The 15946-nt window shown below is 65.9% G+C and carries 17 protein-coding genes; 9 read left to right on the top strand and 8 right to left on the bottom strand.

The annotated features are described in order from the left end of the window. Positions 1–50: 50 nt before the first annotated feature. Positions 51–2333 (bottom strand): glycine--tRNA ligase subunit beta, encoded by a 2283-nt coding sequence (gene glyS / locus OXQ33_RS09690; protein ID WP_267434507.1) that lies wholly within the window; start codon positions 2331–2333, stop codon positions 51–53. 160 nt (positions 2334–2493) lie between these two features. After that, positions 2494–3333: a glycine--tRNA ligase subunit alpha gene (locus OXQ33_RS09685; RefSeq protein WP_267434480.1), complete on the bottom strand. Its 840-nt coding sequence runs from the start codon at positions 3331–3333 to the stop codon at positions 2494–2496. A gap of 244 nt (positions 3334–3577) precedes the next feature. Between OXQ33_RS09685 and OXQ33_RS09680 the strand changes: the two genes are divergently transcribed. The 6 genes from OXQ33_RS09680 (at position 3578) to OXQ33_RS09655 (ending at position 6481) form a co-directional block, all read left to right on the top strand. Continuing rightward, a complete protein-coding gene (locus OXQ33_RS09680) occupies positions 3578–3781 on the top strand; it encodes a helix-turn-helix transcriptional regulator (RefSeq protein ID WP_267434479.1) in 204 nt (67 codons plus the stop codon). Next, complete coding sequence (locus OXQ33_RS09675; RefSeq protein WP_267434478.1) at positions 3759–4205, top strand: hypothetical protein; 447 nt, start codon at positions 3759–3761, stop codon at positions 4203–4205. Before OXQ33_RS09680 ends, OXQ33_RS09675 begins: the two co-directional genes overlap by 23 nt. Continuing rightward, entirely contained in the window at positions 4202–4369 is a 168-nt protein-coding gene (locus OXQ33_RS09670; protein ID WP_267434477.1) for a hypothetical protein, read from the top strand. The genes OXQ33_RS09675 and OXQ33_RS09670 overlap by 4 nt, the downstream gene beginning before the upstream one ends. Beyond that, the gene (locus OXQ33_RS09665; RefSeq protein WP_267434476.1) at positions 4366–4809 is read left to right on the top strand and encodes a hypothetical protein; all 444 of its coding nucleotides are present in this window, start codon (positions 4366–4368) and stop codon (positions 4807–4809) included. Before OXQ33_RS09670 ends, OXQ33_RS09665 begins: the two co-directional genes overlap by 4 nt. A gap of 39 nt (positions 4810–4848) precedes the next feature. Continuing rightward, positions 4849–5748 carry a TraB/GumN family protein gene (locus OXQ33_RS09660; protein WP_267434475.1) on the top strand — a complete coding sequence of 300 codons (900 nt, stop codon included), beginning with the start codon at positions 4849–4851 and terminating at the stop codon, positions 5746–5748. A 124-nt stretch (positions 5749–5872) separates the two neighbouring features. After that, on the top strand, positions 5873–6481 hold the full coding sequence (locus tag OXQ33_RS09655; RefSeq protein ID WP_267434474.1) for a 50S ribosomal protein L25/general stress protein Ctc: 609 nt from the start codon (positions 5873–5875) through the stop codon (positions 6479–6481). A gap of 216 nt (positions 6482–6697) precedes the next feature. On the opposite strand, the gene OXQ33_RS09650 is transcribed toward OXQ33_RS09655, so the two are convergent. Then, on the bottom strand, positions 6698–7147 hold the full coding sequence (locus OXQ33_RS09650) for an EF-hand domain-containing protein (RefSeq protein WP_267434473.1): 450 nt from the start codon (positions 7145–7147) through the stop codon (positions 6698–6700). Positions 7148–7360: 213 nt separating this feature from the next. Between OXQ33_RS09650 and purB the strand changes: the two genes are divergently transcribed. Next, a complete protein-coding gene (gene purB, locus OXQ33_RS09645) occupies positions 7361–8677 on the top strand; it encodes an adenylosuccinate lyase (RefSeq protein WP_267434472.1) in 1317 nt (438 codons plus the stop codon). Between the two features lie 182 nt (positions 8678–8859). Here the strand turns inward: purB and OXQ33_RS09640 are convergent, their stop codons facing one another. The 3 genes from OXQ33_RS09640 to dnaK all read right to left on the bottom strand — a co-directional run bounded on the left by OXQ33_RS09640 (position 8860) and on the right by dnaK (position 12808). After that, the gene (locus OXQ33_RS09640) at positions 8860–9372 is read right to left on the bottom strand and encodes a thioredoxin family protein (RefSeq protein ID WP_267434471.1); all 513 of its coding nucleotides are present in this window, start codon (positions 9370–9372) and stop codon (positions 8860–8862) included. 231 nt (positions 9373–9603) lie between these two features. Next, the gene (gene dnaJ / locus OXQ33_RS09635) at positions 9604–10737 is read right to left on the bottom strand and encodes a molecular chaperone DnaJ (protein WP_267434470.1); all 1134 of its coding nucleotides are present in this window, start codon (positions 10735–10737) and stop codon (positions 9604–9606) included. Between the two features lie 172 nt (positions 10738–10909). Then, positions 10910–12808: a molecular chaperone DnaK gene (gene dnaK / locus OXQ33_RS09630; RefSeq protein ID WP_267434469.1), complete on the bottom strand. Its 1899-nt coding sequence runs from the start codon at positions 12806–12808 to the stop codon at positions 10910–10912. Between the two features lie 179 nt (positions 12809–12987). Between dnaK and OXQ33_RS09625 the strand changes: the two genes are divergently transcribed. Together OXQ33_RS09625 and OXQ33_RS09620 are read left to right on the top strand one after the other, a co-directional pair. Then, positions 12988–13428, top strand: coding sequence for a copper chaperone PCu(A)C (locus OXQ33_RS09625; protein ID WP_267434468.1), 441 nt, complete (start codon positions 12988–12990; stop codon positions 13426–13428). Beyond that, positions 13425–13883 (top strand): vgr related protein, encoded by a 459-nt coding sequence (locus tag OXQ33_RS09620; protein ID WP_267434467.1) that lies wholly within the window; start codon positions 13425–13427, stop codon positions 13881–13883. Before OXQ33_RS09625 ends, OXQ33_RS09620 begins: the two co-directional genes overlap by 4 nt. Before the next feature lie 232 nt (positions 13884–14115). Here OXQ33_RS09620 and grpE read toward each other — a convergent pair whose 3' ends face one another. Both grpE and hrcA read right to left on the bottom strand, forming a co-directional pair. Further along, positions 14116–14661: a nucleotide exchange factor GrpE gene (gene grpE / locus OXQ33_RS09615; RefSeq protein WP_267434506.1), complete on the bottom strand. Its 546-nt coding sequence runs from the start codon at positions 14659–14661 to the stop codon at positions 14116–14118. 12 nt (positions 14662–14673) lie between these two features. Next, on the bottom strand, positions 14674–15714 hold the full coding sequence (gene hrcA / locus OXQ33_RS09610; RefSeq protein WP_267434466.1) for a heat-inducible transcriptional repressor HrcA: 1041 nt from the start codon (positions 15712–15714) through the stop codon (positions 14674–14676). Between the last annotated feature and the right edge of the window lie 232 nt (positions 15715–15946).

Genomic DNA, 15946 nt, shown 5'->3' with positions numbered 1-15946 from the left:
CGGAGGGGAAGACAGGAACGTCGCATTCCGTTTCCCGATCCGGCGCTTAATCATCCCTCGATCCGCGAGAAATCCGCCACCGTGTGGACGGCGGCCCGAACGCGGGCGAGCAGCGCGAGGCGCGCGGCACGCTTGGCCGGGTCGGCGTCGTTGACGGTCACGTCATCGAAGAACCGGTCGATCGGCGCGCGAAGCGAGGCGAGCGCGGCCATGGCGGCCTCGAAATCCTCGGCCTTTACCGCTGCCGCCGCCTTGGGCTCGGCGGCGTCGAGCGCCTCCTTGAGCGCCGCTTCGGCCGGCTCGATATCGCCCCCAGCCGTCGCACCAGCGGAGGCTGGGGCCTTTTGCGACTCCTGTCCCACGCTCTCGCCAGAGACCACAGCCTGCGCTGGGGTGACGGGAGGGGGAACGCCCTCCTTCTTCAGGATGTTCGCGGCGCGCTTGTATCCGGCGAGCAGGTTGGCGCCGTCGTCGGTGGTGACGAAGGCTTGCAGCGCACGGACGCGGGCGAGCAGACGGACGAGGTCGCGCTCACCGCTAATGTCGTCATCTCCTCCCATACGAACGACTGCATCAATCACGTCATGCCGGACGCCTTCGCTGCGCTGCTGGACCTTAAGCCGGTCAATAACAAAATCGTAAAAGTAATCGGCTGCGACAATCCGCCCTATATCGCTGTCTCCCGCTTTTGGAGCGGCCTGATCAAATAGCGAGTAGAGCGAGGCACGCAGATTATTCGTCAAGACGATCGCAATCACGCCGAGCGCTGCACGACGGAGTGCGAACGGATCTTTCGAGCCAGTCGGCTTCTCATCGATCGAGAAAAACGAGACGATCGTATCCAGCTTATCCGCCAGCGCCACGGCCACCGTCACCGGCGCGGTGGGGACGTCATCCCCCTGCCCGACCGGCTTGTAGTGATCGCGAACCGCCTCGGCCACGCGCGGGTCTTCGCCCTGCGCGGCGGCGTAGTAGCCGCCCATCAGACCCTGCAATTCGGGGAACTCGCCGACCATGCCGGTGACGAGATCGGCCTTCGCCAGATACGCGGCGCGCTCCGCCAGATCGGCAAGCCGCTCCCTCTCCCCATCGGGGAGAGGGCCGGGGTGAGGGGCCGACGCGGGCGAGGCGCTGCTGGGCTGCCCCTCACCCTCCCCACGGCCTTGCCGCGGGTCCCCTCTCTCTCCCCGGTGGGGAGAGGGCTGTGCAGCGCCGACGATACCCTCTTCCACCAGCCAGCGGGCGAGTTTCGCCACCCGCTCGACCTTGTCGGCGACGGTACCGAGCTTTTCGTGGAAGACGATCTTTTCCAGCTTGGGCCGCAGATCGTCGAGCTTGGTCTTCAGGTCCGTCTCGTAGAAGAAGCGCGCGTCGGACAGGCGGGCGGCGAGCACCTTGCCATTGCCCTCGACGATCTTCGCGCCGCCGTCGCTCGCCTCGATATTCGCCGTGCAGACAAAGGCGTTGGCCAGCTTGCCGTCGCTGGAGCGGCAGACGAAATATTTCTGGTTCACCCGTGCGGTAAGCTGGATGACTTCCGGCGGTACGTCGAGGAACGCTTCGTCGAAGCGGCCGAGCAGCGGCACCGGCCATTCGGTCAGCCCGGCATTCTCGGCGACCAGCCCTTCGTCCTCGACCAGTTCCAGCCCGGCCTCGGCGGCCAGCGCGGAGGCGCGGGTCCGGATGATCGCGGCGCGCTCGTCCTGGTCGACCAGCACCTTGGCCGCGCGCAACTGCTCGACATAAGCATCCGCGCCGGTCAGCACGATCTCGGCGGGCGCGTGGAAGCGGTGACCGCGCGTGACGTTGCCGCTGGTGATCCCGGCGATCTCGAACGGCACGATCTCACCGCCGAACAGCGCGACGACGGCGTGGAGCGGGCGGACCCAGCGCATCGATTCGGTCGAAGCGGACTCCGCCCCCCAGCGCATCGACTTGGGCCAGGGGAAGGCGCGGATGATCGCGGGGATCGCCTCGGCCAGCACCTCGGCGGTCGCGCGGCCGGGCTTCTCGGTGATCGCGAAGAGTACGCCGTCGCGCTCGGTCAGTTGCTCGCGGGTCAGCCCGGTCTTGCGGAGAAAGCCCTCCAGCGCCTGGGGCGGGGCCGACGCGCGCGGGCCCTTCACCTCTTCGGAGACGGCCTCGGTCGCGGCGGGCAAGCCCTTGGCGATCAGGGCTAGGCGACGCGGGCCCGCATAGGTGACGATCTCACCCGCCGACAGCCCGGCCTTGGCCAGTTCGGCGGCGAACAGCTTGGCGAGATTGTCGCGCGCACCCGCCTGCATCCGGGCGGGGATTTCTTCGGAGCGGAGTTCGAGCAGGAAATCGGTCATGGTCACTCTCAATTCCTCCCCATCAACGATGGGGAGGGGGACCGGCGCAGCCGGTGGAGGGGGCGGCGGGCATCCGCCGCTGACGCGGCGGCCCCTCCACCATTGCTGGCGCAATGGTCCCCCTCCCTGCGCGCGGCGCAGGGAGGAATGATGGTCGGCATCACGCCGCCCATCCGTTCTTGTCCATCCAGGCACCGCAGGCGCCCTTCGCGAGGTCGCGGACGCGGCCCATATAGGCCTGGCGCTCCGCCACCGAGATCACGCCGCGCGCTTGCAGCAGGTTGAAGGTGTGGCTGGCCTTGATCGCCTGTTCATAGGCGGGGATGGGCAGCTTGGCCTCCAGGCATCGTTCGCACTCGGCCGCCGCCTTCCTGAAGGCGTCGAACAGCGTCTCCGTGTCGGCGACCTCGAAATTCCAGGTCGACATCTGCTTCTCGTTTTCGAGAAACACGTCGCCATAGCTCACGCCCGCATCGTTGAAGCGCAGGTCGTACACATTGTCGACGTCCTGGATATACATGGCCAGACGCTCGAGCCCGTAGGTCAACTCGCCCGCGACGGGCTTCATGTCATATCCGCCCATCTGCTGAAAATAGGTGAACTGCGTCACCTCCATGCCGTCGCACCAGACTTCCCAGCCCAGGCCCCAGGCGCCCAAGGTAGGGCTTTCCCAGTCATCCTCCACGAAGCGGATATCGTGCTTGGCCATGTCGACGCCGATCGCGGCTAGGCTGCCCAGATACAGGTCCTGCAGGTCGGCGGGCGAGGGCTTCAGGATGACCTGATACTGGTAATAATGCTGGAGCCGGTTGGGGTTCTCGCCATAACGACCATCGGTCGGGCGGCGGCACGGCTGGACGAAGGCGGCGTTCCAGCTGTCCGGGCCCAGCGCACGCAGCGTGGTCGCGGGGTGAAAGGTGCCCGCCCCCATCTCCATGTCATAGGGTTGCAGGATCACGCATCCCCGCTCGCTCCAATAGTCATGGAGGGCGAGGATCATGCGCTGGAAGGACATGGGTCCCTCCGGGGTGCCGTTTCGGGTCTGCATAATGGGGGCAGGCTTTGGCTCATGCCCCCTTCCCGGTCAAGGCGAGCGCCGCACCACTCGCACCTAGTCAGCCACCCATGATATTTTGTCAGGTCTTGTTGACAATGTCGCGACTCACTGTCACTTTGTCATGGTCACCTGACATAAGGTCATGGAGTGATGACAAGGGAGGCCAGCCATGCCAGAGGAGGTGGAGATGAAAAATCGCCTCAAGGTGCTGCGCGCCGAACGCAATTGGAGCCAGGCGGAGTTGGCCGGGCGGCTCGACGTGTCGCGCCAGGCCGTCAACGCCATCGAAACGGGGAAATACGACCCCTCGCTGCCGCTCGCGTTCCGCATCGGCCGCCTGTTCGCCATGCCGATCGAGGAGATTTTCGATGACGAGCATGAAGGTGAGTAAGCCCGCCGGATGGGGCGAAGCACGTCTAGCCGAGAAGGCGGCACGGACGAACCGACGGCGAGTCGCACTCGCCATCGTGACGACAGCGGTCGTGCTCGGCTTTCCCTTTATCGACGGCTTTATCGCGGGCGTGCGTGGCAGCGCCCCCCATCGTACCCCTGAATGGGTCCTCGATGCGATGCTGATCCCGGTCCTGCTGCTGGCCATCATGGTGGCCTGGCACAATTGGCGCGATGCCGACGAGGTTCAGCGACTGCTGGCGGTGCAGACATGGGCGGTGATCGGGTTCAGCAGCTTTCTGCTACAGGCCGTCGTGACGATCGCGGCAAAGTACATTGCGCTGTCCAATCCGGGCTATGTCGCGTGGCTGATGTCCGCAGTGCTCGGCCTGGCCTTCTACTTCATCCGCCGGGTGCGGTCATGAGCCGCCACCTGATCGGCGCAGGCATCGCTCTGTCACTGCTCGGCTGGGGCGTTGGGCGGGTCGGCGATGTCACGCTCGCCGCCACTCCCCGCTCAACGGTCGCCGCCGATAAAGCAGCGTTGCCGCATTTCTCCGTCCATCTTTCCATCGAGGTGCGACCATGACCCACCTTTCCAAACGCGACAGCCGCGGGCCTAGCGAACGGGCCAATCACCGGCTGGTGGCCATTTCGGGCGCCGTGGGCGGCGTCATGGGCCTGGCAACTGGCATCATGGTGGCGCTTTCCAATACGACGGCACTGAAATCCGGCCATTTCGATCCATGGACATCGCCGCTGCCGCTGTGGTTCGCGATCCTCATGGCACTCATGTGGGGCATCGTGGTGCCGATCATCTCATGGCGCTGGCACCGCGTCGTCGACGAGCATGAAAGCCGCGCCTATCGCGACGGTGCGCTGGCGGCCTTTTACGTCGTCGGGCTGGGCGCCCCCGTCTGGTGGTTCCTGTGGCGCGGCGGCGTGCTGCCTCAGCTTCAAGTCGAATGGGTGTACTGCGCGCTCATGGCCACCTGCGGCATCGTCTGGATGTGGCGCAAATACACCTGACACCGGCACCTCCCCTTCCTTTTCCGAAAGCCCGATCCCATGAAGACGATCATGAAGACCGCCCTCACCTCGCTCGCGCTGATGCTGGCGCTCCCGGCCTGTGCGCAGACCACGCCCGCGAAGGACCCCAATGACGCCGATCCCGCGCTGTGGGTGGTCAAGGATGCCGACACCACCATCTACCTGTTCGGCACCATCCACGTCCTGAAGCCGGGCCTGAGCTGGTTCGACGAAGCGGTGAAGACCGCCTTCGACAAGTCCGATCAGTTGATGCTGGAAATGGTGCAGCCCGACCCGGCGACGATGCAGCAGATCGTGCTGAAGAACGGCATCGTCGCCACCGGCCCGACCCTGACCGAGCAACTGCCCGCCGACAAGCGGGGCGCCTATCTGAAGGCCGTGACCGATCTGGGAGCCGACCCGCGCAATTTCGATCGGATGAAGCCCTGGCTGGTGGGCGTCACCCTGTCGCTCGCGCCGATCCAGAAGCTGGGCTATGATCCGAAGAACGGGCCCGAAACCGTGCTGGCCGATGCCGCCAAGGCGGCGGGCAAGCCCGTTGCCGGGCTGGAGACCGCCGAGCAGCAGATCGGCTATTTCAACGGCCTGTCGCAAAAGGCGCAGATCGACTTCCTGACCTCGACCGTCGACGACCTGCCCAAGGCGGGCGAGGAAATGGCCGAGATGGTCGACGAATGGGCCAAGGGCGATCCCGACGCGCTGGCCCGCACCATGAACGAAAGCCTGAAGGACTCGCCGGAGGTCGCCAAGACCCTGCTCACCGACCGCAACGCCCGCTGGGCGACGTGGATCAAGGAGCGGATGGCCAAGCCCGGCACCGTCTTCATCGCGGTGGGTGCCGGCCATCTGGCGGGCGGCGACAGCGTCCAGGCGCAACTCGCCAAGCAGGGGATCAAGGCACAGCGTATCGCCTATTGACGATGCGGGGGCAGGCCACCTTGCCTTTCCCCGTCATTGCCGCTATGCGCCGCCGCTTCCGGTCATGGTCATCCCTGGAGGCGTGGTCGGAAGCCTATATCCATTTTGTTTCGGAGTTACTGGAATGAGCGACACCCTTACGCTCGCCGCCGAGACGCGCGATCAGGTTGGCAAGGGAGCCTCCCGTTCGCTGCGTCGTGAAGGCCGCGTCCCCGCCGTGATCTATGGCCGTAACCAGGCCCCCGCGTCGATCCATCTCGAAGAGAAGGCCCTCGTCAAGGCGCTGATGACCGGTCACTTCTTCACCTCGGTCATCATGGTGGACGGCCAGCGCACGCTGGCGAAGGACGTCGCGTTCCATCCGGTCAGCGACCGCCCGCTGCACGTCGACTTCCTGCGCATCGGCGAGCATGAGACCGTCACCGTCGCCGTTCCGGTCGTCTTCACCGACGAAGAGGAAAGCCGTGGCATCAAGCAGGGCGGTGTCCTGAACATCACCCGCCACGAGATCGAGATCGTCGTCGACGCCGCCGACATCCCCGCCGAGATCACCATCTCGCTGAAGGGTCTGGAAGTCGGCGACTCGATCCACATCTCGGACGTGAAGCTGCCCAAGGGCGCCACGCCGGCGATCGACGACCGTGACTTCGCGATCGCCACGATCGTTCCGCCGACGGTCCCGACCGCCGCGGACGACGCCGACACGGCGGCCGAAGGTTCGGAAGAGGCCTGATCCGGCCTCGCTTTCCTTTTCGGGTGAGCGAACGAAAATCAGGGCAGGCGGCGGCGACGCCCCTGCCCTTTTTTCTTGTCCGGTCGACATTCTCCCCATCTCGCGAGGGGGAGGATTGGCCATACGCAAAAGGGCCGCCGAACCCAAAGGTCCGGCGGCCCCGCTTATCCCCGCTCAGGGATCATGTCGGAACGGAGGGAATGTTCCGATTCGGCCTCAGCCCTGGCCTTGGCTCAGGAAGCCGGTGAGCTCGGTCTTGGACACCGTCTTGCTCTTGTCCGTATCCGCCTGGGCGAAGGCGGTGCCGACCCACTTCTTGGTCGCCGGCGCCTCGGCCTTGGTCGACGGATCGGTCTGCGACTTCAGCGCGACCATCCACTGGGCGAACTCCGCCTTGCTCAACTGGCCGTCGCCGTCCTTGTCATAGGTCGGAAACTGGGTGTCCACGACCTGCGCGATCTGGTCGCCCGTGGCCTGAACCTGACCCTGTGCCGGAGTCGCAGCAGCGGGATCGGTTGCAGGCTGTGTCGCCTGAGTCGGATCAGCCGCCGTTGCGGGCGCGGCCTGGGCCGGGGCGGGTGAGGTCTGGGCGGGCGCGGTCGTGTCCTGCGCAAACACCGGAGTCGACACCATCATGGCACCGGCAAGAAAAGCATATTTCATCATCTCGTCTCTCCCTTACTCTGGTCGAACGATGACTATGAAGATCGGAAAAGCATCTTCATCGTTAGAGATACGTATCCAATCTGCATTTTACCATATGGGTATGGCACCGCCGGATTTGAAGGCTCGGCTCGTCCCTGCTAACGGCACGGCATACCGTGATTCCGAGAGGAAGTGCACGGTCGCCCGTGCCGATTCCACGACCAGAGGTACCCCATGATTCCGCGCTATTCCCGTGCCCCCATGACCCGGATCTGGGATCCGCAGACCCGTTTCCGCATCTGGTTCGAGATCGAGGCGCACGCCACGGACGCGCTGGCAGAACTGGGCGTCGTCCCCAAGGAAGCCGCCGCGCGCATCTGGGAAGCCGACAAGGCCGCCGGGGACTTCGACATCGACCGCATCGATTCGATCGAGGCGGAGACCAAGCACGACGTCATCGCCTTCCTGACCCATGTCGCCGAGCGGACCGGGCCGGAAGCGCGCTTCCTGCACCAGGGCATGACCTCGTCCGACGTGCTCGACACCTGTCTGGCGGTGCAGTTGGCCCGCGCCTCCGACATCCTGATCGAGGATCTGGACGCGCTGCTCGCCGTCATCAAGCGCCGTGCATACGAGCATAAGCTGACCCCGACCATCGGGCGCAGCCATGGCATCCATGCCGAGCCCGTCACCTTCGGCCTCAAGCTCGCGCAAGCCTATGCCGAGTTCGACCGCAACCGCGCCCGCCTGGTCGCCGCGCGCGCCGACATCGCCACCTGCGCCATCTCGGGTGCGGTCGGCACCTTCGCCAATATCGACCCGCGCGTGGAGGCCCATGTCGCCGAGAAGATGGGGCTGACCGTCGAGCCCGTCTCCACCCAGGTCATCCCGCGCGACCGTCACGCGATGTTCTTCGCGACGCTGGGCGTCATCGCCAGCTCGATCGAGCGTCTGGCCACCGAGGTCCGTCACCTGCAGCGCACCGAAGTGCTGGAGGCCGAGGAATATTTCTCGCCCGGCCAGAAGGGCTCGTCGGCGATGCCGCACAAGCGCAACCCGGTGCTGACCGAGAATCTCACAGGTCTCGCCCGCATGGTGCGCGGTTACGTGACGCCCGCGCTGGAGAATGTCGCCTTGTGGCATGAGCGCGACATCAGCCACTCCTCGGTCGAGCGTTATATCGGCCCCGACGCGACCATCACCCTGGACTTCGCGCTGGCCCGCCTGACCGGCGTGATCGACAAGCTGGTCGTCTATCCGGCGCGGATGGAGAAGAACCTCAACAAGATGGGTGGACTCGTCCATTCGCAGCGCGTCCTGCTGGCGCTGACCCAGGCCGGGGTGAGCCGCGAGGACAGCTATCGCCTGGTCCAGCGCAACGCGATGAAGGTGTGGGAGTCGGACGGCGAATTGTCGCTGATGGAACTGCTCAAGGCCGATGCGGACGTGACGGCGGCGCTGTCGCCGGAAGAGATCGAGGCGCGGTTCGACCTCGATTATCATTACAAGAATGTCGACACGATCTTCGCGCGGGTGTTCGGCGAAGCGTGATGATGGGGGGAGTTCCCCAAGCGCAATGACGCTTGGATAGGGACTCCCCTCCCCCAACCCCTCCCGCCTGCGGGAGGGGAGTTATGTGCAGAAGCGCTGACCTCTTAACCTCGCCCCTCCCGCAAGCGGGAGGGGATGGGGGAGGGAAATCGGCCAGCGAAATATCAACCGGCCATTGGGTCTCACCCCACCCAACCGGCCAACCAGTCTGCCACCGCCTGCGGCGTCATCGCCCGCGCATCGGCCAGCGCCGTTTCCCGCCCTGCATTGATCAGCTTGTTGGTCTTGGGATCGACGATCAGGACGGCGGGCACCCCCTTCAGCCGCCCCTGGATGCCATAGGCCGCCGGAATATCCATATTCTGGTCGAACCGGCCGACATCGACCGTCACCACCTCGAAATGCTTGGCGACGAAGGGCCGCATCTGCGGCGTTTCCATCACCCCCGCCAGTAACCGGCAGTCGAGGCACCAATTGCCCCCCAGATCGATCAGCAAGCGCTTATGCGCCTTGACCGCCCGTGCTCGTGCGGCAGCGATCGCCGCCTTGGCGTCCCCGGCATGATAGGGCAGCGGCAACGGCTTGGGCAGCGCCTCGAAACTGGCGATCCCGACACGCGGAGCCGATACGGGCGCGGCGGCGGGAAGGAGCGCACAGGCGGCGATCAGGGGCAAAGCGGCTTTCCACGGCGACATGACGATCTCCCTCAACATTCCCGCCATTGGAGCGCGCCCGTCGCGGCAATGCAATATGGCTTTGCTTGGGGTCGATGTCGCTGAAACCAACTCCGCCTCCGCGGGGCGGGCGTACCGCCGACGCATCGCCCCCTCCTCCCGTCCCCATCCGCGATGGGCCGGAATCGACAAGGCCGGGGCAAATCCTCGCCCCGGCCTTGCTGCCGTTCGATCTCAGGGACGGGAAGGCGCTTACTCCCCCGCGAAGACGCTCTTCAACTTGGCGAAAAAGCCCTGGCTCTCGGGGCATTCGTCGCCCGTCTCGGTTTCGCGGAAGAGTTCGAGCAGTTCGCGCTGGCGGGTCGACAACCGGGTCGGCGTCTCCACCTCGATCTGGATGACCAGATCGCCGGTCCCGCGCCCTTGCAGGACGGGCATGCCCGCGCCGCGCTGGCGGAGTTGCTTGCCCGACTGGATGCCCGCCGGGATCTTGATCTCATGGGTCCGCCCGTCGAGGCCGGGGATGGACAGCGATCCGCCCAGAGCCGCCGTGGTGAAGCTGATCGGTGCGCGCGCGAACAGGGTGGTGCCCTCGCGCTCGAAGATCGCGTGCCGCTTCACGTGGAGGAAGATGTAGAGGTCGCCCGCCGGTGCTCCGCGTGCGCCCGCCTCGCCCTCGCCGGACAGGCGGATACGGGTGCCCTCGTCCACGCCCGCCGGGATATTGACCGCCAGCGTCTTGGTCTTTTCGACCCGGCCGTCGCCGCGACAATCGGGGCAGGGATCGGCGATGATCTGGCCTGCGCCCTGACAAACCGGGCAGGTCCGCTCGACCACGAAAAAGCCCTGCTGCGCGCGCACCTTGCCGTGCCCGCCGCATTGCTGACAGGTCTTGGCGCTGGTCCCGGTCTTGGCGCCCGAGCCGTCGCAGGTGTCGCACACCGCAGAGACATCGACGGTGATCTCGGTCTGCTTGCCGTGGAACGCTTCCTCGAGCGTGATCTCCATGTCGTAGCGCAGGTCCGCGCCACGCCTGGGACTTTGCCGCCCGCCGCCGCGTCCGCCGCCCATGAACTCGCCGAAGACGCTTTCGAAAATGTCGGAAAAGGCGCCGAAGTCCTGCGCGCCGTGGCCGCCGCCACCGCCGCCCATGCCCTGCTGGAAAGCGGCATGGCCGTAGCGGTCATAGGCCGCACGCTTCTGGGGGTCCTTCAGACAGTCATAGGCCTCGCTGATCGCCTTGAACTTGGCCTCGGATTCCTTGCAGCCCGCATTGCGGTCCGGATGGTACTGCATGGCCAGCTTGCGATAGCGCGACTTGATCGTCGCATCGTCCGCCGTGCGCTCGCATTCGAGCAGTTCATAATAGTCGATCGTCGTGCTCATGCCCGGTTTCGCCCCGTCCGCCCGTGCGCGCTTCGCTGGCCGACCGCGCCCGACAGGCCGGACGGAGCGACACCGCGAAGCGCTTCGTCATGGGCCCCGGCTCTACACACCGGGGCGGTATTCCAAACGACCATGGCCCGGCCCACCCGAAGGCGGACCGGGCGCATGGGCCTTACTTGGTCTCGTCGACTTCCGAGAATTCGGCGTCGACGACATCGTCCTGCTTGGGCGCACCAGCGTCGGCGGCAGGCGAGGCATCGGCCTGCTGCTGCTTCTCGTAGATCGCCTGGCCCATCTTCATCGCGACCTGAGCGAGGGCCTGCGCCTTCTCGTTCATCGTATCGGGATTGCCACCCTCGACCGCGGTCTTGGCCTCGGCGATCGCCGCCTCGATTTCCGACTTCAGCGCGGCGTCGACCTTGTCGCCATTGTCGGCCAGCTGACGCTCGGTGGTGTGGATCAGCGATTCGGCGTTGTTCTTCGCCTCGGCCTCGGCACGACGCTTCTTGTCCTCTTCCGCGAACTTCTCCGCGTCACGGACCATCTGGTCGATGTCGTTGTCCGACAGGCCGCCGGACGCCTGGATGCGGATCTGCTGCTCCTTGCCGGTGCCCTTGTCCTTGGCCGAGACGTTGACGATGCCGTTGGCGTCGATGTCGAACGTGACCTCGATCTGCGGCACGCCGCGCGGTGCGGGCGGGATGCCGACCAGGTCGAACTGACCCAGCAGCTTGTTGTCCTGCGCCATTTCGCGCTCGCCCTGGAAGACCCGGATCGTCACCGCATTCTGGTTGTCGTCGGCGGTCGAATAGACCTGGCTCTTCTTGGTCGGGATCGTCGTGTTGCGGTCGATCATCTTGGTCATGATGCCGCCCAGCGTCTCGATACCCAGCGACAGCGGGGTCACGTCGAGCAGCAGCACGTCCTTGACGTCGCCCTGGAGCACGCCCGCCTGGATCGCCGCGCCCATGGCAACGACTTCGTCGGGGTTCACACCGGTGTGCGGATCCTTGCCGAAGAAGTTCTTCACCACCTCACGGACGCGCGGCATGCGGGTCATGCCGCCCACCAGCACCACGTCGGCGATCTCGTCGGCCTTCATGCCCGCATCGGCCAGCGCCTTCTTGCAGGGTTCCAGCGTGCGCTGGATCAGGTCTTCGACCAGACGCTCCAGATCGGCGCGAGTGATGGTCTTCACCAGATGCTTCGGGCCGTTCTGGTCGGCGGTGATGAAGGGCAGGTTGACCTCGGTCGACTGGGCCGAGGACAGCTCAATCTTCGCCTTTTCGGCCGCTTCCTTCAGACGCTGGAGCGCCAGCTTGTCCTTGGTGAGGTCGATGCCCTCTTCCTTCTGGAAGCCCGACGCCAGGAAATCGACGATCTTGTTGTCGAAGTCCTCGCCGCCCAGGAAGGTGTCGCCGTTGGTCGCCTTCACCTCGAACACGCCGTCGCCGATCTCGAGGATCGAGATGTCGAAGGTGCCGCCGCCAAGGTCATAGACCGCGATCGTCTTGCCGTCCTGCTTCTCCAGGCCGTACGCCAGAGCAGCCGCGGTCGGCTCGTTGATGATGCGCAGCACTTCCAACCCTGCGATCTGGCCGGCGTCCTTGGTCGCCTGGCGCTGCGCGTCGTTGAAATAGGCCGGAACCGTGATGACCGCCTGGGTCACCGTCTCGCCCAGATAGCTCTCGGCGGTTTCCTTCATCTTCTGGAGCGTGAAGGCGCTGATCTGCGACGGGCTGTAATCCTTGCCGCCTGCATTCACCCACGCGTCGCCGTTCGGCCCGCGCGCGATGGTGTAGGGAACCAGCTCGGTGTCCTTCTTGGTGACGGGGTCGTCGAAGCGGCGACCGATCAGGCGCTTCACCGCGAAGATGGTGTTGTCGGGATTGGTCACCGCCTGGCGCTTGGCGGGCTGGCCGATCAGGCGCTCGCCATCCTTGGCGAAGGCGACGATGGACGGCGTGGTGCGCGCACCTTCCGCGTTTTCGATGACCTTGGGCTTGCCGCCCTCCATGACAGCGACGCAGCTGTTGGTGGTGCCGAGGTCGATGCCGATCACTTTTGCCATAAGTCTCTAAATGCCCCTCAAGAACATAGTCTGGAAGTCAAATGCCGGGGTCATCCGGTCCCGAAAGCGGCAACCCGAAAACCCCGTTCACTGGCCGGATATAGGTGGGCGATCCGTTGCCGCAAGATTGGATGGAACCTAGGGTCGCGTCAGGATTTGCCGAAACGGGAGGGTTTGTCATGCGTCGCGCCATTTTTCTGGGCCTTGGGGCACTAGCCGGGGCGGCGACGCTGGCGGGATGCAGCGGCGCGCCGGAGCTTTATGCCGAGGAAGGCTGGGTCCGCCTGGCCGCCGTGCCCGGTCGCCCGGCGGCCGCCTATTTCATCGTCCATGGCGGGCCGAAGCCGGTCGACCTGATCTCGGTCGGCAGCGACGTCGCCATCACCACCGAGATGCATGAGGGCGGCATGGCGATGCGCAAGCTCGAGCGGGTCAGCGTTCCGGCGGGCGGGACGGTGCGGTTCGAGCCGGGCGGGCGGCATGTGATGATGTACGACATGAACCCGGGCGTGAAACCGGGGCGCATCCTGTCGCTGCTCCTCACCTTTTCCGACGGCACCCGCCTGCGCCAGGGCGCGCGGGTGGTCGGCGCGGGCGATCCGGCGCCGACGGACTCGTGACGAAGCGGCCGCTCACCCCGGGGGAGGAAGCGCTGGCGCGAAGCGTCTTCGGCGATGCCATCGATTATGACCGGGTGCGGCTGTCGCCCACCAAATGGGCCTTCTTCCAGCCGCGCGATACGGTGATGGCGCCGACCGGCTGCATCCATTTCCATCCCAAGGGCGGGTTGTGGCGCGAGGATTTCGGCGGCTGCCCGCTCCACGAACAGGGGCTGTTCGTGCATGAGATGGTGCATATCTGGCAGCATCAGCGGGGTATCTTCCTGCCGCTGAAGCGCCATCCCTTTTGCCGCTACAGCTATGCGCTGAAGCCGGGGCAGGCCTTCACCCGCTATGGCATCGAGCAGCAGGCGGAGATCGTGCGGCATGCGTTCCTGCTGCGGCGGGGCGCGGTGGTGGCGGGGGCGCCACCGGTGGCGCAATATGAGACGTTGGTGCCGTTTCAGGGGGCTTAGCGAGGGCGAATCGCTTGGGGCGAAGGCCCTCCCCCATCCCCTCCCGCCTGCGGGAGGGGTGCGATGCGCGGCAAGGATGCGCCCCATTCTCGACGGCGCGCATGCGGCCGCCTCAGGCACGCCCCTCCCGCAAGCGGGAGGGGATGGGGGAGGGAAAGCCACGCATTCCCAAACACAAAAAGGGCGGACCCACCGGCCCGCCCCTTCCGTCATGCATCACACAAAGACCGGATCAATCCGGCTTCTTCGCCACCGCCACCAGCGCCGGGCGCAGCAGGCGATCCTTGATCATGTAACCCGACTGCATCTCCTGAACGATCGTGCCCGGCTCCCGGTCGGAGGGCATTTCGATCATCGCCTGATGCTTGTTGGGGTCCAGCGGCTGGCCCATCGCCTCGATCTTGGTGATGCCGTGACGGCCCAGCACGCTGTCCATCTCACGGCCGGTGGCGTCCAGGCCGGTCACCAGCCCCTTCCACTTGTCATCCTCGCGCAGGTCGGCGGGGATGGTCGCCAGGGCGCGCTGGAGATTGTCCGCGACCGACAGGATGTCGCGCGCGAAGGACGTCGCGGCATAGTTGCGCGCGTCCGCCGATTCCTTTTCGGCGCGGCGGCGGACATTCTGAATCTCGGCCTGGGCATAGAGATATTGCTGCTTGGCCTCGGCCAACTGGTTCTCCAACTCGGCCAGACGGTCCTGCCCCGCCACTTCGGGCGCGGCCTCCGCCGTTTCCTCGCGAAGATCGGTCTGGGTCTCGTTCGTCTTGTTGTCGCTCATCATAATCCCTGTTCAGCCCATCATCCGGGCAAGCGTTGCCGCCGTGAAATCCACCATGGGCACGACGCGGGCATAGTTCAACCGCGTGGGGCCAATTACGCCGACCACACCGACCACCTGGCCGTCCAGCCCGCGAAACGGCCGCGCGATCACCGACGATCCCGACAGCGCGAACAATTTGTTCTCCGCGCCGATGAAGATGCGGGTCGAATCCCCCGCCCGCGCGGAATCGAGCAGGTGCGCAATCTCCTGCTTGCCCTCCAGATCGTCGAGCAGGTCGCGGACCCGCTCCAGATCGGCGGCGGCGGCGGCATCGATCAGCCGCCCCTGCCCCCGCACGATCAGGATGGGACGGCGTTCGCCGTCTTCGCTCCAGACGGCCAGCCCCTGTTCGACCAGCGCCCGCGCCGCGCCGTCGAGCGCCGCGCGGCCGGCCGCCAGTTCGCGCTCCAGCCGTTCACGCGCCTGGCCCAGCGTCAGCCCGGCAAGCGTGGCGGACAGGTAATTGCCCGCCTCGATCAGCGTCGATCCCGTCATGCCCGGCGGCAGTTCCAGCACCCGGTTCTCGACCGCGCCGTCCTCGGCAACGAGCACGGCCAGCGCCTGGGTCGCCGAAATCGGCACGAAGCCGATCGAGCGCAGCTTCATCTCGCGCTTGGGCACCATCACCAGCCCCGCACAGGCCGACAGGCCGGACAGCACCGCCGTGGTCGCCGCCAGCGCCTCCTCGACCGGGCCGGAGCGGGCCGCCCGCGCCTCGATCGCGGCGCGTTCCTCGATGCTGGGCTCCATCGCGTGCATCATGCCGTCGACGAACAGCCGCAGCCCCATATCGGTCGGCATCCGCCCCGCACTGGTATGCGGCGCGGCGAGCAATCCCCGCTCCTCCAGTTCCTGAAGGACGTTGCGGATCGAGGCGGGCGATAGGTTGATCCCCGACAGTGCGATCGTCTTCGACCCAACGGGCTGGCCGCTGGTCAGATAGCTGTCGACCACCACGCGAAAAATATCGCGCGCCCTGTCGGTCAACTCGGTGATCGGTACGGTGACCATGGGGCGAATGTAGGCATCCCCCCGCACCGGCTCAAGCGATCGGGAGACAACCGCCTTCTTCTCTGCGTCCTCTGCGCCTCTGCGCGAAATTTCTCACGCGGAGACGCGGAGCCGCGGAGATTGTTTGGCTTCCCCTCCGCGTCTCCGCGCCTCCGCGTGAACCAATCTTCTTTTTTGCGCGCAGAGGCGCAGAGGACGCAGAGAAGAGAAGAGTGTCTTCCGATCGCCCCCC

The sequence above is a fragment of the Sphingomonas sp. GM_Shp_1 genome, from assembly GCF_026540895.1.
In the GTDB taxonomy this organism is placed as follows: Bacteria; Pseudomonadota; Alphaproteobacteria; order Sphingomonadales; family Sphingomonadaceae; genus Sphingomonas.
The sequence above is the reverse complement of the archived record's forward strand: the minus strand, read 5'-3'. Positions and strand labels throughout refer to the sequence as shown.

What these genes read in the sequence shown, in the direction of transcription:
- glyS (WP_267434507.1), bottom strand. Translation starts at nt 2,333, where the DNA reads ATGACCGATTTCCTGCTCGAACTCCGCTCCGAAGAAATCCCCGCCCGG.
- OXQ33_RS09685 (WP_267434480.1), bottom strand. Translation starts at nt 3,333, where the DNA reads ATGATCCTCGCCCTCCATGACTATTGGAGCGAGCGGGGATGCGTGATC.
- OXQ33_RS09680 (WP_267434479.1), top strand. Translation starts at nt 3,578, where the DNA reads ATGAAAAATCGCCTCAAGGTGCTGCGCGCCGAACGCAATTGGAGCCAG.
- OXQ33_RS09675 (WP_267434478.1), top strand. Translation starts at nt 3,759, where the DNA reads ATGACGAGCATGAAGGTGAGTAAGCCCGCCGGATGGGGCGAAGCACGT.
- OXQ33_RS09670 (WP_267434477.1), top strand. Translation starts at nt 4,202, where the DNA reads ATGAGCCGCCACCTGATCGGCGCAGGCATCGCTCTGTCACTGCTCGGC.
- OXQ33_RS09665 (WP_267434476.1), top strand. Translation starts at nt 4,366, where the DNA reads ATGACCCACCTTTCCAAACGCGACAGCCGCGGGCCTAGCGAACGGGCC.
- OXQ33_RS09660 (WP_267434475.1), top strand. Translation starts at nt 4,849, where the DNA reads ATGAAGACGATCATGAAGACCGCCCTCACCTCGCTCGCGCTGATGCTG.
- OXQ33_RS09655 (WP_267434474.1), top strand. Translation starts at nt 5,873, where the DNA reads ATGAGCGACACCCTTACGCTCGCCGCCGAGACGCGCGATCAGGTTGGC.
- OXQ33_RS09650 (WP_267434473.1), bottom strand. Translation starts at nt 7,147, where the DNA reads ATGATGAAATATGCTTTTCTTGCCGGTGCCATGATGGTGTCGACTCCG.
- purB (WP_267434472.1), top strand. Translation starts at nt 7,361, where the DNA reads ATGATTCCGCGCTATTCCCGTGCCCCCATGACCCGGATCTGGGATCCG.
- OXQ33_RS09640 (WP_267434471.1), bottom strand. Translation starts at nt 9,372, where the DNA reads ATGTCGCCGTGGAAAGCCGCTTTGCCCCTGATCGCCGCCTGTGCGCTC.
- dnaJ (WP_267434470.1), bottom strand. Translation starts at nt 10,737, where the DNA reads ATGAGCACGACGATCGACTATTATGAACTGCTCGAATGCGAGCGCACG.
- dnaK (WP_267434469.1), bottom strand. Translation starts at nt 12,808, where the DNA reads ATGGCAAAAGTGATCGGCATCGACCTCGGCACCACCAACAGCTGCGTC.
- OXQ33_RS09625 (WP_267434468.1), top strand. Translation starts at nt 12,988, where the DNA reads ATGCGTCGCGCCATTTTTCTGGGCCTTGGGGCACTAGCCGGGGCGGCG.
- grpE (WP_267434506.1), bottom strand. Translation starts at nt 14,661, where the DNA reads ATGAGCGACAACAAGACGAACGAGACCCAGACCGATCTTCGCGAGGAA.
- hrcA (WP_267434466.1), bottom strand. Translation starts at nt 15,714, where the DNA reads ATGGTCACCGTACCGATCACCGAGTTGACCGACAGGGCGCGCGATATT.